This window comes from Vibrio algivorus, from assembly GCF_030161215.1.
GTDB lineage: Bacteria > Pseudomonadota > Gammaproteobacteria > Enterobacterales > Vibrionaceae > Vibrio > Vibrio algivorus.
The window spans coordinates 427,446-443,153 of the sequence record NZ_BSPV01000003.1; the positions used below are offsets into that span (position 1 = coordinate 427,446).

General features: G+C 40.4%; 11 protein-coding genes and 1 riboswitch. Of the genes, 8 read left to right on the forward strand and 3 right to left on the reverse strand.

The features are described 5' to 3' along the window. Positions 1 to 155 precede the first annotated feature (155 nt). Complete coding sequence (gene ydiJ, locus QQJ93_RS03575) at positions 156 to 3,254, forward strand: D-2-hydroxyglutarate dehydrogenase YdiJ (protein WP_089124124.1); 3,099 nt, start codon at positions 156 to 158, stop codon at positions 3,252 to 3,254. 92 nt (positions 3,255 to 3,346) lie between these two features. Here ydiJ and QQJ93_RS03580 read toward each other — a convergent pair whose 3' ends face one another. Together QQJ93_RS03580 and QQJ93_RS03585 are read right to left on the reverse strand one after the other, a co-directional pair. After that, positions 3,347 to 4,306 carry a porin gene (locus tag QQJ93_RS03580; protein WP_089124125.1) on the reverse strand — a complete coding sequence of 320 codons (960 nt, stop codon included), beginning with the start codon at positions 4,304 to 4,306 and terminating at the stop codon, positions 3,347 to 3,349. A 243-nt stretch (positions 4,307 to 4,549) separates the two neighbouring features. Further along, complete coding sequence (locus tag QQJ93_RS03585; protein WP_089124126.1) at positions 4,550 to 5,653, reverse strand: anhydro-N-acetylmuramic acid kinase; 1,104 nt, start codon at positions 5,651 to 5,653, stop codon at positions 4,550 to 4,552. A gap of 175 nt (positions 5,654 to 5,828) precedes the next feature. On the opposite strand from QQJ93_RS03585, the gene nagZ reads away from it, so the two are divergent. Further along, a complete protein-coding gene (gene nagZ, locus QQJ93_RS03590; protein WP_089124127.1) occupies positions 5,829 to 6,821 on the forward strand; it encodes a beta-N-acetylhexosaminidase in 993 nt (330 codons plus the stop codon). A 363-nt stretch (positions 6,822 to 7,184) separates the two neighbouring features. Beyond that, positions 7,185 to 7,297, forward strand: a riboswitch (purine riboswitch). A 171-nt stretch (positions 7,298 to 7,468) separates the two neighbouring features. Continuing rightward, positions 7,469 to 8,491, forward strand: coding sequence for an adenosine deaminase (locus tag QQJ93_RS03595; protein WP_416376239.1), 1,023 nt, complete (start codon positions 7,469 to 7,471; stop codon positions 8,489 to 8,491). Between the two features lie 96 nt (positions 8,492 to 8,587). Here the strand turns inward: QQJ93_RS03595 and QQJ93_RS03600 are convergent, their stop codons facing one another. Beyond that, positions 8,588 to 10,957, reverse strand: a complete 2,370-nt coding sequence (locus QQJ93_RS03600; RefSeq protein ID WP_089124128.1) for a fatty acid cis/trans isomerase — start codon at positions 10,955 to 10,957, stop codon at positions 8,588 to 8,590. A 403-nt stretch (positions 10,958 to 11,360) separates the two neighbouring features. Between QQJ93_RS03600 and QQJ93_RS03605 the strand changes: the two genes are divergently transcribed. The 5 genes from QQJ93_RS03605 (at position 11,361) to QQJ93_RS03625 (ending at position 15,699) form a co-directional block, all read left to right on the forward strand. Beyond that, complete coding sequence (locus QQJ93_RS03605) at positions 11,361 to 11,897, forward strand: DUF3332 domain-containing protein (protein WP_089124129.1); 537 nt, start codon at positions 11,361 to 11,363, stop codon at positions 11,895 to 11,897. A 166-nt stretch (positions 11,898 to 12,063) separates the two neighbouring features. After that, on the forward strand, positions 12,064 to 12,297 hold the full coding sequence (locus QQJ93_RS03610; RefSeq protein ID WP_089124130.1) for a hypothetical protein: 234 nt from the start codon (positions 12,064 to 12,066) through the stop codon (positions 12,295 to 12,297). A gap of 288 nt (positions 12,298 to 12,585) precedes the next feature. Further along, positions 12,586 to 13,629, forward strand: a complete 1,044-nt coding sequence (locus tag QQJ93_RS03615; protein WP_089124131.1) for a GMP reductase — start codon at positions 12,586 to 12,588, stop codon at positions 13,627 to 13,629. A 250-nt stretch (positions 13,630 to 13,879) separates the two neighbouring features. Continuing rightward, positions 13,880 to 14,236, forward strand: a complete 357-nt coding sequence (locus QQJ93_RS03620; protein ID WP_284186029.1) for a TnsA endonuclease N-terminal domain-containing protein — start codon at positions 13,880 to 13,882, stop codon at positions 14,234 to 14,236. A 596-nt stretch (positions 14,237 to 14,832) separates the two neighbouring features. After that, entirely contained in the window at positions 14,833 to 15,699 is an 867-nt protein-coding gene (locus tag QQJ93_RS03625; RefSeq protein ID WP_089124132.1) for a 3'-5' exonuclease, read from the forward strand. The last annotated feature ends 9 nt before the right edge of the window (positions 15,700 to 15,708 follow it).

The window sequence follows — 15,708 nt, forward strand, 5'->3', positions numbered from 1 at the left end:
AAATATACCCATGTAATTTTAAGGTGCTTAGATTCCTTCACCAACCTTCCTTGTCTAAAGGTATGGATGATAGCTCTGAATTCTGCATCCTGAAGTCACTTGGGTATAATCCATTTCTAGCTGAAGGGATCAGCGATGTAGGGGCATGATGCGCAATGTTGGCAAATAGTAAATCTTCACAATCATCTTCAACTCAAACTTTCTTACCATCACTTAATCAAGGTTACGATGTTGAGCCTTTAGTTGATGCTTTCTTAAATGAATTAAAGGCATCTGGCTTTACTGGTGACATCGAGCAAACTTATGCCAGCCGTTTGGCTGTCGCGACCGATAACAGTGTTTATCAGCAGCTTCCTCAAGCGGTCGTGCTACCAAAAGATAATCAAGATGTGCAGCTCATTGGCAAAATAGGCGCACAAGACAAATTTGCTACTATCACTTTTTCACCGCGTGGTGGGGGGACTGGCACCAACGGACAATCATTGACCAAAGGTATTGTGGTCGATATGTCACGTTATATGAACAAAGTGCTTGAAGTTAATGAAAAGGAAGGCTGGGTTCGTGTTCAATCCGGTGTGGTTAAAGATCAGCTTAATGATGCCGTTCGTTCGTTTGGCTATTTTTTCTCGCCAGATTTATCAACCAGTAACCGAGCAACATTAGGTGGAATGATTAATACCGATGCTTCTGGTCAAGGATCGTTAAAATACGGCAAAACCTCCGATCATGTATTATCGCTACAAGCTGTGTTTGCAGATGGTTCAATGTATGAAACTGATGGCTCGCAAGGTGAACCTGAATTGGGTACATTTGCCGATAAAGCATATCGAATGACCGAAGTGGTGTGTCGTGAAAACCGTGCTGCCATTGAAGCTAAATTCCCGCCATTAAATCGCTTTTTAACTGGTTATGATCTGAAAAATGCCTTGTCATTTGATCAAGATGAATCAGGAGTATTTGACCTGGGTCGAGTGCTTTGTGGTGCAGAAGGTTCATTAGCCTTTATTACTGAAGCAAAACTGAATTTAACGCCGATCCCTAAATCCCGATCTTTAGTTAATATTAAATATAACTCCTTTGATTCTGCATTAAGAAGTGCGCCATTAATGGTTAAAGCGCAGGCATTATCGGTTGAGACCGTGGATTCAAGAGTATTGAATTTGGCGAAGCAAGATATTGTATGGCATACCGTCAGTGATTTGTTGACGGATGTACCGGGCAAAGATATGCAAGGTATCAATATTGTTGAGTTTGCAGGTCAAAATGATCAAGAAGTGAAAGCTCAAGTTCGTGCATTAGTCGAAACATTAGAAAAGCAACTTGAGACGGAAGATGGTGGCATTATTGGTTTTCAGGTCTGTCATGATCTAGAAAGCATCAATAAAATCTACAACATGCGCAAAAAAGCGGTAGGGCTTCTCGGTGGTGCCAAAGGGCGAGCCAAGCCGATTGCATTTGCTGAAGATACTTGTGTGCCGCCGGAAAACTTGGCGAATTTTATTGCTGAGTTCCGAACTTTACTCGATGAAAAATCCCTTAACTATGGCATGTTTGGTCATGTTGACGCTGGGGTACTTCACGTTCGTCCTGCTTTAGATTTGTGCGACCCTGAACAAGAAAAAATGATGCATCAGGTATCAGATGAAGTGGTCAAACTGGTCGCTAAATATGGTGGTTTAATGTGGGGCGAGCATGGTAAAGGTTACCGCTCGGAATATGGTCCTGAATTTTTTGGTGATGAATTGTTTACGCAATTACGCCGAGTGAAAGCCGCATTTGATCCGCTCAATAAAATGAACCCGGGGAAAATTTGTACTCCGCTTGAAAGCCAAGATCAGCTAGTGAAAGTATCGGATACCAAGCGTGCTTTTTATGATCGCCAAATTCCGGTTACGGTGCGTGATAGTTTTAGACAAGCCATGGAATGTAATGGCAACGGTTTATGCTTTAACTATGATGTTAATTCACCTATGTGTCCGTCAATGAAGGTCACGGCAGATCGTCGTCACTCTCCAAAAGGCCGAGCAGGCTTGGTGCGTGAATGGTTGCGTCAGTTAACTGCTAATGGAGTAGATATACTCGATTTAGAAGAAACGACATTGCAGCAGTCAACGTCGGTAAAAAGTATGATCGATCGTGTTCGTAACTCGATGAAAAAGAAAGATGAATATGACTTTTCGCATGAAGTTTTCGATGCTTTAAATGGCTGTCTTGCGTGTAAAGCTTGTGCCAGTCAATGCCCAATTAATGTTGATGTACCTTCTTTCCGTTCACGCTTTTTAAACGTTTATTACACTCGTTATCAACGTCCAGTTAAAGACTACCTAGTTGGTAATATTGAAAGTTTATTGCCGCTAATGGCGACTATGCCAAAAGTCACCAATGGTATGTTGGGAATGGGCTGGGTGCAGTCTCTAACCAAAAAGACCGTCGGGTACATTGATACACCGCTATTATCTCTACCTACGTTAAAACAGAGTTTAGGCAATCAACAATGGGACAGTCGATTTAGTTTGTCACAGTTACAATCGCTGTCAGAAGATAAACGCCAAGACTACCTATTGATAGTTCAAGATCCGTTTACCAGTTTTTATGATGCCGATGTCGTGTCAGATTTTGTTGATTTAGCGGTGAAGCTTGGTAAAAAGCCAATTGTGTTGCCGTTTAAACCTAATGGTAAAGCTCAACATGTAAAAGGCTTCTTAAAGCAATTTACTAAAACTGCGACTTCAACCGCTGAGTTTTTAAATCAGTTAGCTGAGTTAAATATTCCTATGGTTGGTGTCGATCCTGCAACCGTGCTTTGTTATCGAGATGAATACCGTGAAGTGCTTGGTGAGAAAGCTGGGGACTTTCAGGTTCTGAGTGTGCATGAATGGTTACAGCCAAATCTCGCGACATTTGTTTATTCGGCAAAAGCCGATGGTAAGCCTTGGTATTTGTTCTCTCATTGTACCGAGAAAACCAAGTTACCCAACTCAGAAAAACACTGGGGTGAAATTTTTAGCCACTTTGGTGGCGTGTTAACAACCATTCCAGTCGGTTGTTGTGGCATGGCGGGGACCTTTGGTCATGAAGCGGATAAGTTTGAAATGTCACAAGGCATCTACCAGTTAAGCTGGCAGCCAAATATTAACCGCTTAGACAAAGAGCGTTGTTTGGTTACCGGCTATTCTTGTCGTAGTCAAGTGAAACGTTTTGAAGGAATGAAGCCTAAACATCCACTGCAAGCTTTGCTTATGATGTTGGAGTAGAGCATTAAATTTGCCGAATAGCTGAATAGGAAAAGGCCTGAAGCGAAAGATATCGTTTCAGGCCTTTTAGTTTTGGTAATGATTACCAATGATTAGAAATCGTAACGGATACCCGCTTGGATTTGGTCATCTAGGTCATCAATCATTTCAAACTTGTAGCCAGCATAAGTGCGTAGGTTACTGTTAAACTTGTAAACGGCTTCGATAGCAACGTTATCAACCGCATCATCATCGCCATCGTTTTCTGTTGCGTAGTTATAAACACCAACGAAAGTCCACTTATCCAGCTTGTATTGAGCTGAAATTTCGTAGCCATCATTATCATCGCTGTTACCAGTAGCGTCATCACTAAAGTTCATTAGATAAAGGGCACCGAAAGTGAAGTCTGCAATAGAGTATTGTACACCGATATCTACTTGGTTAGCGTCTTGGTTTGCTACTTTTCCGCCAGCATAACCCACACCTAGATCTAGTCCAAAATCAAATGAGTACATACCAGCAATCGCGTATTGATCGGAATCTGCCACTTCCTCAGCAAGGTAGTTAGCACCTAGTGTAAAGCCACCAAACTCACCTTTATAAGCAAAGTTATTTTCTTGTTTATCGCTACCTGCACGTAAAGCTACGGCATCATCGGCATCTGCGCCAAACGTTGCCATGGTATCGGTGAAGTCTGTGATCATTACTAATGCAGTATCTTGTTTACCGTAAGAAAAATCACCAGCTTGAGTACCAATACCACCGAATAGGTAACGAGTTTTGATGCCATCAGAGCCGTCAACTTCATTTTCGTACTTACCAAAACCTGAAAGGCCATCTGTGATTTGAGTAGTACCAGAAATACTGACACGAGCACGGCTTTTATCGTCAAATGTGCTGTTAGTTTTTAATCCTGCATCATCATATTCGTTGTTATCTGAAACATTGAAACGTGCTTCTGCACGGCCGCCAATTTTTAGCTCAGATGTATCATCTTTATAAACGGTTGCTGCTAAAGAAGAAGTAGAAACCATTGCTGCTAAAATTGATGTGGCTAGAACTGCTTTTTTCATTGTTTTAAATCCTATGTTTTAAATTAGAGACTTACGTGTCTTCTTGGTGTTGGAAGTACTCTAGAATAGGAATGTTAAGGATTGGTGTCTGTTATATGACGTTTTGATGTATTGCTAGAAGTGATGTCTAAATGTGATCTATATCTCACAAAAAAGCCAAGATGCAGAACATTTTGGCTTTAAATTAGTTGATGTTGAATTCAGCGCCGGAAATTCACTTAGGTAACCTCTGGTTAGGAATCTCTACGAAGGTAAGTAGATCGCACCTAATACCGCAAGGCGTGAAGCTCCAGTGGCAGCAGGTAAGTTACCCGGTAAACCATTGATCGTTTGGTGGGCGAGCCAAGCGAAAGCCATTGCTTCCATGTAATCGGCATCAATGCCATATTTCAATGTATTACCTATTTGCCATTCGGGAAGCCGTTGTTGCAATTTTTCCATAAGCAATGGGTTATTAGCACCGCCACCACAAGCTAATAGTTCATTAGTACAATTTGTTTGAGTGAGCGCTTTTACTTCATTAGCAATGGTGATGGCAGTAAATTCGGCTAGCGTGGCAAGTACATCTTCATTGCTCAGAGTCAAGCCAGTTAATTTGTCTTCTAGCCAAGGTAGGTTAAATAGTTCTCGCCCTGTGCTTTTGGGGGCCGGAAGTTGTAAATAGCTTTCGGCCAATAATACTTTAAGGAGAGGAGGAGCTACCTTGCCTGAACGAGCGATAGCTGCATCTTTATCATAAGGTTTACCAAAGCGACTCTGAACCCAAGCATCCATCAGCATGTTGCCTGGGCCAGTATCGTAGCCTGAAGTCTTATCGCCATCAATGATGGAAATATTGGCAATGCCGCCGATATTTAAAATCACAATATGGTTATCAAGATGATCAAATAGTGCTTGATGGAAAGCGGGAACCAGCGGGGCACCTTGTCCGCCTAATGCCATGTCTTTACGACGAAAATCTGCAACGGTAGTCATGCCAGTTTGCGTAGCAATAATATTGGCATCACCAATTTGCATGGTAAAAGGATAAGCGGAATCTGGTGCATGAAACACGGTTTGACCGTGACTACCAATTGCTTTGATATCGTTCCTATTTAAGTTGTTTTTATCTATGAGTTGATCAACTGCATCGGCAAACACTTGACCTAAGCGATGATCGATCTCACCAATTTTAAGTAAGGTGGTTTGCTGACCAATACACACATCTAACACGTCTTGCTTTAAATCCTCTGGCATAGTGAAAAAATCTTTCGCCAGTAAACGGATCGACTTTCCATCGGTTTCAACTAATGCGGTATCCACGCCATCTAAACTGGTGCCAGACATAATGCCGATATATTTTTCCATAATTTACCTTTTGAGTCGTAACCTAATCATCTTGGAGCTACTTGGGTATAAAGACAGAGTTTTAAACATACATGATTAGTGTCAGAATAGCGTATAAAACCTTAAAATCAGTACCATAAATCACGTTTGTTGATTATTTTGGTGCAATATTTCGATACATGAGAAGGAAAATGCAATGGGTCCATTATGGTTAGATGTTGAAGGCTATGAACTTGATGCGGAAGATAAAGAAATTTTAGCGCACCCAACCGTTGGTGGTGTGATCTTATTTGCTCGTAACTACCATGATAATGAACAACTTATCGCGTTAAATCATGCTATTCGTCAAGCAGCCAAGCGTCCTATCCTTATCGGTGTAGATCAAGAAGGTGGCCGTGTACAACGTTTCCGTGATGGCTTTACAAAAATTCCGCCTGCGCAAGCTTATGCTGAAATGGAAAATGGCGTTGAAGCGGCGGAACTTGGTGGTTGGTTAATGGCAGCAGAATTGATTGCCCATGATATCGATTTAAGTTTTGCACCTGTGCTGGATCAATCTTTTCAATGCAAAGCGATTGGTAGTCGTGCCTTTGGTGAAGACCTCGATACTATTTTGACTTACAGCTCCGCTTATATGAAAGGCATGAAGCAAGTCGGTATGGCAACGACAGGAAAACACTTCCCAGGCCATGGTGGTGTAATTGTCGATTCTCATTACGAAACCCCATTTGATAATCGCAGCGATATTTTTGAAAATGACATGGCGATTTTTAAAGCTCAGATTGATGCTGGAATACTCGACGCTATGATGCCTGCACATGTAGTTTATCCAAATTACGATGAACAACCAGCCAGCGGTTCTCCTTATTGGTTGAAAGAGGTATTGCGTAATCAACTTGATTTTAAAGGCATTGTATTTTCTGATGACTTAAACATGGAAGGAGCCACGATTATGGGTGGGCCAGCTGAACGCTCTTTGAAATCAATGCAATCAGGTTGTGATATGGTGTTGATGTGTAATAACCGTCTATCAGCAGTTGAAGTACTCGATAACCTACCAATTGTAGAAGTACCACAAGCGATGAATTTGCTTAAACAACAGAGCTTTAGCTTGAAAGAATTGCAAACAACAGAACGTTGGCAGAAAGCGAATCGTATTATGAATCTATATTGGGATAGTGCACACTAATACGGAATTGGTTATCTAGGGCCTGTTGTTCTTTCGTGGTTAAATTTTGTTCGAGATAAAAGCGTTTTAGGCAAGGCAAGTCGATTGTAGCCTAGTATTCTAAGTAAGTGAGACTTAACCTGTCTTATTACGAACTATGGCATAGAACGCTTTTAGCCGAACCCTTTGGGCAGCGTTTGTTGGGTATTTGCACTGCGTTATCGGCTCCTCGTGTAGGCTAGCTACACCACGGAGCCTCTGCCTTGTTCAAATACCCAACAATTCGCTGCAAAAATCATCACGAAAGATCAACAGGCCCTAGAATAAGTGATGGGGTTGCATTCTCATCACTTTTATTCCACAATTCTCACCAGTTAGGCTGCTTAGTGTAGTCTAAAATCCTTTCGTATAATCTTACTGATTGAACTGCTTGTTCTAGGTGTGAGAGTCTCTACCAGAATCCTCAAATTCTGATTACGAAGAGTAAGCGGGCGATCGTTTTCTCTTTGTATCAATATTATCAATCGAAGATCTCCAAGCTCATTAATTTGAGTATCGAATTTATCTTGATCGATAGAAGTCACCTATACTCGATTTAGAGCAAAGGTTTACCGAACAAAAGAAAAATCGTTGCGCATTCATTTTTATAATAGAAAAGGATGTAACCAATGAATCCACAAATAACCGCATTTATCGAAGGCTTACCAAAAGTCGAATTGCATTTGCATATTGAAGGTTCACTTGAGCCAGATCTCATGTTCGAACTTGCTAAGCGTAATAACGTCGAGATTCCATTTAATTCACCTGAAGAAGTGCAAGCTGCTTATCAATTTGAAGATTTGCAGTCGTTTCTTGATATCTATTATCAAGGCGCCAATGTATTGATTTATGAGCAAGATTTCTTTGATTTAACTTGGGCCTATTTACTGCGTTGTAAGCAAGATAACGTGATTCACACTGAAATCTTCTTTGATCCACAAACACATACCGCACGTGGTATTGCTTTTGAAACCGTGATTAATGGTATTGATAAAGCGATGCAAAAAGGGCGCGAGGAACTCGGCATATCAAGCCAGATCATAATGTGTTTTTTACGTCATTTAGATCAAGATTCGGCCTTTGAAACCTTAAAACAAGCCTTGCCATTTAAAGATAAGATTATCGGCATTGGGCTCGACTCTTCTGAACAAGGCCATCCACCGGAAAAGTTTAAAGAAGTATTTGAAGCAGCGATTGGGCATGGTTTTTTAACTGTAGCTCACGCGGGTGAAGAAGGACCGGCAACCAATATTCATAATGCAATGAAGTTATTAGGTGTATCACGAGTCGATCACGGAGTACGTTGTGTCGAAGACTCAGGCTTAGTTAAGCAGTTAATAGCAGATCGAACACCGCTAACAGTTTGTCCACTATCAAACACTAAGCTTAAAGTCTTTGAGAATATGAGTGATCACAATATTGTCGATTTGTTGCGACAGGGACTGTGTGTAACGATTAATTCTGATGATCCTGCCTATTTTGGTGGTTATATGACGGATAATTTTATGGCAGTAGCAGAAGCACTACCGGTATCACTAGAAGAACTACAGGCTTTTTCTCTCAATGCGATTGAAGCAAGTTTTATTAGTGATGAGGAAAAGCAAAGGCTGGTAGATCTGGTTACTCGCTTTAGTCGTGAGTTTCTGGCTTAAATCGATTTAACCTATCTAGATCATAGAGCAAGCATAAAAAAACAGGCTTGAATATCGCTTCAAGCCTGATTGGTATATGTGGTGTCTATTGACGGATTATCGATTTTCGAAGCGGTTATAATCGAGTAAACCGGATTCTATCGGTTGGTCATTTTCATACCATTTATGGATATTATCGCTGAAAGACCAAAAATTAGGATCACTGCGTCGGATGCCATATTTATCTAGCAAAGAGACGTAGTCCTGATCTTCCTTAATGCTAGATAAAGCTTGATAAAAATCGGCAATGTCTTTTTCTTGTAATTGTATAAAGGCGGCAGGATAACTGCCCACTACACCTTTCACAAACGTCAGATCATCATTTTCAAGATCGCGATTACTTTCTTCGTCAAATAAGCTCGAGATATTGGTATGAGCATTATTGTGAATTAAGGTAAATACTTGCTCTTTACCACTGTCTGTAGTGATAAGAACAGTCACTAGCTGTGGTACTTGGCGTAACCCTTTGCCTTTAATGTCATCAATTTTACGTAAAATAACTTCGTTTTGTGGTGATAATCCGGTGTCTCGTATTTCGTAACGATGACCAAGCACAGGCTCTAATCGTTTTTTCAGCATGGCATATAATTCATCTTGAGGCTTATCGGTTTTATATTGAATGCTGGTTGGTTGCTCAAATTTTTTCACATCACGTTGAATAAAGGCGCTGAGTTGTGGTGATGGATCTTGATACCAACTTTCCATTAACTCATGTCTGTCTTTAATTGGCAGTAGGGATAAGAAGTTCTCTTCACCTTCCATACGTAAGAAATCCATGAACATACGAGTCATCAGCTGGTGGCCGAAGTTACCGTACACATCAAAGCCATCGACTAATAAATATTGAATTCGTTCTAATAACGCATAATCAATAATCCAAGCGGTTTTAGGCGGTTTACCTACTAAGCCTTTCACGACTGAGGCACTATCAAAATGGCGGAATATTGTTAAGGCTGCATTACCATTTTTACCATCACCGTCCCAAACAAGATCCGTTGTTAAATGAGTACCATTTTCGAACCACTGATTCATCGCTTGAGTTTTGGCTTTTAAATAACGAGCTTGCTGCTCTGAATAAGCAACCCATTGATAAAGTGGCACCACATTGCTTTGTTCTTCTGACGGTAATTTGAGATTGTCAGTTTGGTCATAATAAAACTTTTTAACATTAGGTAATTGGGCAGTTTTAGGGTTAACAAAAAACACCCAGAAGCGGTCATTGATAACATTAAGCGCTAATTGACCTCGGCACACAGGGCCTTTAATAAAGCTCATAATGGTATTTTGCGCGTTATCTAGCATGAAGTTATAACGAGCTTCTACTGGTAAGGCAGCAAAAGCGGTCATTGGGTTGGCTGCCACTGTCGGTTTATAGCTAGGCAACTCTTTTACGTCATAGTCTGGTTTAATAAACAGCTCTTGAATACGATCCAGTTTATTATCATTGAGTGCGTAAGGCTGATGAGTTTTATCGACAATGGTCGCAGGATAGGCAACTAAACGGTAATAAACACGATCAACATTTGGCTCATCGTAAGGGCGACGAGTGGCAATACGGTTGACTGGCTGGCCTGGCGGAGTTGTTGAACGCACCAAAGCAAAAAATTGAATAGGTGTATCTTTGGTGGCTTTTAAGTGATCGGTAAAATAGAGATGCGATAAAAACAAATGCTCATAAATATAGCGGCTAGTGAGTTGTTGCTTTAGTGAGTCACCATTGAAAAAGGCCTCCCATTTTTTTACTTCAGCTTGCTGAGCATCAGATAATGGTGCATGTGCTGTCATCGTTGCTCCACTAGATAACCATGCCATTAATTTATTGTGCTCAGTATTATTTAAGGCAGGCATTCCATAAGGCATTCCCCAAGTTGGGTAGTCAGCCTGATATTGATCTAAGCTTTCAATGGTCGGGCACTGTTGTTCACGATCAATATTAAAATCAAAGCCTTCTAATTGTTTTTGGTCAGGTAATGGGTGGGCTTGTTTTTGTTCTAATAGGCGAGCAACTAAACCAGCTTCCAAATTAGCTTCTGGAATTTGTGAACGTTCATTCAAAATTGGGTGGAAGCCAATATCACGCCATTGTTGGGTTGTTTGAGCATCTTCAAATAAACGCGTTGGGTTTGATGCGGTAAGGCGAGTCCCTTGATAAACAAGGCTCTTGTTCGCACCACGGTCAATCCCCTCGACTGAGGATAATTTTAACTGACAAGGCGCATCATAACAGGCATGGCAAACCACACAGCGATTGTCCAAAATTGGCTTTATTTCATTAACAAAGTGCTGGGCAGCTTTACTGTTGTATTCTGGGGTTCTATCTTGAACTTGTGCTTTACCAAATAAATCATCGTAATTTAATCCGGTATAGACGGCACAGCCTGAAAAAAGAGTGATAAAAAATAAGAGAGTCAGGTGTTTTAATTTCATATTAATACCGATAAAAACCCATTTAATTAAGTGCTTTATACCCAAGTAACTTCAAGATGATAGCTATGAATTCTGCATCTTAAGGTTACTTGGGTATATCAGCAAGAATAGCAAATATGTAGTTAATAGAAAAATAAGTGGTTAACAGAAAAGTAAACAATCGAACACAGAAATTTGATTTTTACCATGAAGTCTTATGTTAAGTAAACCCTTAGAAAAATCAGCACCTTGAATGTTTGGCCGTAAATCCTTTATGGTATGGATGGCTTGGGTATTAAACAGCTAAGTTTGTGCTGTTTTGACTCTACTTAGTTCAAAAATAAGGTAAAAAAGTTTATCCTATTCATGGCAGTGTGCTAAATTTACTAAGCATTTCTAATAACATTAAAAGCGAGTATATATTATGAAAAAGTTGAAAGTGGCGATCGTAGCAGCTCTTGGCGTAACAACTCTAAGTGGCTGTATGGGTCAAATGGGTGTAACAGGCCTAGTAACTAAAGTTAACTTAATGGCTGTTGATAACCGTTATGCGCGTGAAGGCGTTTTCCTTCTTCTCAGCCCAGTTTACGGTATTGCTTCTGTAGCCGATTTATTCATCTTCAACTCAATTGAGTTCTGGACTGGCAAAAACATCATCACTAACAAATCTCCTGCGCTTGTTGATACAAGTGTTGAAGCTTGGTTAAAAGTGAACGATAAAGTAGATAGCTCTCTAACTGGTGCTCCAGTTCAAGCTAACGTTGCTGACGTTGAAAACACAACTATCCAAAAAATTGACAACAACACGCTAGAAATGAATATTTCTTACGTAAATGGCACTCAAAAAACTCTACGTGGTGTGAAAACTGGTGATGCTGTTGCGTTTTACGCAAACAACGAACTAATCACTACAGTAAGTGTTCAAGAATTAGAAGATTACGTAGCATCAGCTCAACTGTAATCAACACCTTTTAGTGACACTGCTATAATATTATTCTTAGGGCCGATCAGCGATGATTGGCTCTTTTTTTGTGTCAAATCTCAAATCATCAAAAATTCGACCTAAGTACTACAGATATTTCTCTTTAACTCTTTCATAGTACAGATAGAGCAAAGGAGAAGCAGTTATGGAAATGGCATTAGTTATTATTGAAAAATCGATTTTGTTGATTGGGATCGCATGTGTGTTATTCAGCTTATTTGAATATGGAAAACGTAGTCAAGATTGGAAAGGGGTGGTGACGGTTTTCTATAAGCGTGTTGACATGACCGTGAATGAATTCAAGTTTTATAAGTTTGGAGTGAGCTTGTTAGTCTTCGCAGTGATTTTTCGGATTGCGATTCTTACATTTTTTCCATAAATATATAATAAGTAAGATATTTTACTGGTTTTGATATTGACTGACTAGTCAGTTTTTGAGTTGTTATCTGACGTAAGGTATCACAAAAAAATTTAAAATAGCAGACTAGCAATAAAAAAATCACAGCCTATAATGCTGAAAACCGGAGCGTCTGCCAACGCTCCGGTTTTTTTGTGTCCGAAATATATGAACGCTTCTGCCAAAGTATTCATAACGCAAGCAGTACATACATGGCTGCCTGTACCAGAATCGGCACATACATTTTATGTAATTAAGGAAATTTGCATTATGCGTATCGAACAAGAACTTAAGTTAGGCTTTAAAGATGTGTTATTCCGCCCGAAGCGTTCAACATTAAAAAGTCGTTCTCAAGTAAATTTAACCCGCGATTTTACGTTCAAGCACAGCGGACGTCAATGGTCAGGTGTACCTGTTATTGCGGCTAATATGGATTCTGTTGGTAGTTTCGATATGGCGAAAGCGTTAGCAGAACATGGTGTAATGACTGCGATCCATAAACACTACTCAGTAGAAGACTGGAAAGGTTTTATCGAATCAAATGATGCGAGCGTGTTAAATAATGCAATGGTATCAACGGGGACTTCAGAAGACGATTTTCAAAAAACCAAAGACATCATGGCAATGAGTGAAGATTTGATCTTTATCTGTATTGATATTGCGAATGGTTATTCTGAGCACCTAGTTGACTACGTAATGAAAGTTCGTGAAGCATTCCCAGATAAAGTGATCAGCGCGGGTAACGTCGTTACTGGCGATATGGTTGAAGAGCTTATTCTAGCTGGAGCAGATATTGTTAAAGTTGGTATCGGCCCAGGTTCTGTATGTACGACCCGTGTTAAAACTGGTGTTGGCTACCCACAACTTTCCGCTATTATCGAATGTGGCGATGCCGCTCATGGTTTAGGTGGTATGATCATCGGTGATGGTGGCTGTACATGTGCGGGCGATGTATCGAAAGCCTTTGGCGGCGGAGCAGATTTCGTCATGCTAGGCGGCATGCTAGCGGGTCATGAAGAATCAGGCGGTGAGCGCATTGAGCAAGATGGCAAAACCTTCATGAAATTTTATGGCATGTCTTCTCAGTCTGCTATGAAGAAGCACTCTGGTGGTGTTGCGAAATACCGAGCAGCAGAAGGCAAAACGGTATTGATTCCATTCCGTGGCACTGTGCATGACACCATCAATGATATTCTTGGTGGCGTACGGTCAACCTGTACGTACGTTGGTGCGGCTAAGCTTAAAGAGTTAACCAAACGAACTACTTTTATCCGTGTTCAAGAGCAAGAAAACAATGTTTATGGAAGAGAATAAGGTTTGCGGAAGAGAGTAAGTGTTGATACAACCATATATTGATATTTAATACAACTATAATTTGATATTGCTTTTTCATGGTCTAAACTTTCGTAAGTTTACGACAAAATTGTGAAGAGGCAATATCATGTCTGATCTACCTTCTCCTTCTACTGCCACTCTGATTGCACTTGAAGATGCATTTGACACGCCTGCTTGAAACCTAACTAAGTCGCGCGGGAAAAACATACACCGTTACATTAGTGCTAAAATGGGAAAAAGAGTTACAGTAGAATCTTTTTTAGAATGTGCTGCTTGCTATCATTTTGATTTTGAGTCTAGTATCGTTCGTTTCTGTTCTCAGCCAATAAGATTTTCATACTGTTTAAATGGCAAGACCCATACCTATGTTCCAGACTTTCTAGTTCAATTTTATACCGGTGTGTTTAAGCTGTACGAAGTAAAATCCGATATGGAAAGCTCAAAAGAGGAATTTCAATGTGGATGGAAAGCAAAAGTTCAAGGCGCGTTTGAGCTAGGTTTGGAGCTAGAGCTGGCTAAAGAGGAAGAAATATTAGATGAGGTAATCTTAAGCTTTTGCATCGATATGCTTCAAGAGATGACCTGAATCACTTTCATCAAACTCTCCTTACTATACTTAAATTGAATGGGCCCCAAACCGCAAAGAGTTTAGGACAACACCTCGGCTTAAATGGAAGAAAAATATTACCAATTCTGTGTGACCTGCTCTCTCGAAACTTACGCCAAGCAAGCTTAGAAACACCTCTATCTCTCGAATCTGAATTCGAATTGGGTTGTTATGCTTAAGAAATCATTTTCGAGTTTTCATTGGAAGTCAGCACTTCAGGAAGAAAAACTTGAACTGAATGATAGAAGTTTTGATACCAACGATATCGACGAATCAACATATCAAGATATCAAGATATATCAGCATTTCCTGACGATGTAGCCACACAGATTACTTTTCGTCTAAGTATCCTTCGTTATTTAGCCGGTAAGTGCGAACAAATTATTCCAAAGACTATTGAACCGCATCGTGTTGCACTACAACGATTAAATGACAAGAAGATTCCAAGTGCGATATCAATATACCGTTGGTGGTTAGTTTTCAGAGCGTCTGGTTGTAATCCAGTTAGCTTAGCTCCCAAGAATAAATATAAGGGTAACCGTAAAGCTAAAGTACCAACATTCGTTGATGCTTTAATGGAACAAGCTGTAGAAGGTGTTATCTCTGGACGGAAAGTACGTATAAGAAGCGCCTACAAGCGCGTGCGAAGGAAATTGCGTCAGCATAATCTGAGTAATGGAACGAAGTACAAATACCCAACTTATGAATCTTTTCGGAAGCGGGTCAATAAGAAAACTCCTTTCGAACGATTGGTAGCAAAAAAAGGAGAGCGAGTCGCGAAAAGAGAATTCCGTCGGATGGGAAAGAGAGTATTAACCTCAGCCGTGCTAGAGCGGGTGAAAATAGATTTATCTGCAGATGTACAGCTGCTTCGTAACACACCCCCAGAAGATGAAAAAGCACTGAGACAGGTTGAACGCCGATTAGCATTATTTATTTCTGAACTCAAGGAGTTGATGCGACAATCACTTACACCAGACAATGCTCGCCTCGTTTTTGAACGAATGATTGCCTTTATTGATTTGAATGATCTTCGGAAAACATTTGCTCGTTACGCTACTGGAGATCTGCTTGAAATAAACCTAGCAGCACTTGAAGAGTTTTTTACAAACTGTGTTGATACCCAGAGTTCCTGGGGAAATTTCCTGGAAGAATTTGAAGGTACAAATCAGATTCCGCTAATGACTATTCATAAAAGCAAGGGGCTGGAATTCGATACAACTATTTTCATGGGGATCGATGATAATGCTTGGTGGTCCTATCGACCTGGCGATTCAGAAGGGTTATCGACATTTTTTGTAGCACTGTTTCGTGCGAAACAAAGGGCGATATTTTCCTATTGTCAGCAAAGAGGAAAAAGAGCCAATGTCGCAGACTTCTATGCATTGTTGGAAGCCGCTGGTGTTCAGGAATATGTGATTCCTCCAAGTGTAGTGGCATAGTGAATTTAG

Bases quoted from the DNA above. Each gene is read 5' to 3' on its own strand.
- ydiJ (WP_089124124.1), top strand. From the start codon at position 156: ATGTTGGCAAATAGTAAATCTTCACAATCATCTTCAACTCAAACTTTC.
- QQJ93_RS03580 (WP_089124125.1), bottom strand. From the start codon at position 4,306: ATGAAAAAAGCAGTTCTAGCCACATCAATTTTAGCAGCAATGGTTTCT.
- QQJ93_RS03585 (WP_089124126.1), bottom strand. From the start codon at position 5,653: ATGGAAAAATATATCGGCATTATGTCTGGCACCAGTTTAGATGGCGTG.
- nagZ (WP_089124127.1), top strand. From the start codon at position 5,829: ATGGGTCCATTATGGTTAGATGTTGAAGGCTATGAACTTGATGCGGAA.
- QQJ93_RS03595 (WP_416376239.1), top strand. From the start codon at position 7,469: ATGAATCCACAAATAACCGCATTTATCGAAGGCTTACCAAAAGTCGAA.
- QQJ93_RS03600 (WP_089124128.1), bottom strand. From the start codon at position 10,957: ATGAAATTAAAACACCTGACTCTCTTATTTTTTATCACTCTTTTTTCA.
- QQJ93_RS03605 (WP_089124129.1), top strand. From the start codon at position 11,361: ATGAAAAAGTTGAAAGTGGCGATCGTAGCAGCTCTTGGCGTAACAACT.
- QQJ93_RS03610 (WP_089124130.1), top strand. From the start codon at position 12,064: ATGGAAATGGCATTAGTTATTATTGAAAAATCGATTTTGTTGATTGGG.
- QQJ93_RS03615 (WP_089124131.1), top strand. From the start codon at position 12,586: ATGCGTATCGAACAAGAACTTAAGTTAGGCTTTAAAGATGTGTTATTC.
- QQJ93_RS03620 (WP_284186029.1), top strand. From the start codon at position 13,880: ATGGGAAAAAGAGTTACAGTAGAATCTTTTTTAGAATGTGCTGCTTGC.
- QQJ93_RS03625 (WP_089124132.1), top strand. From the start codon at position 14,833: ATGGAACAAGCTGTAGAAGGTGTTATCTCTGGACGGAAAGTACGTATA.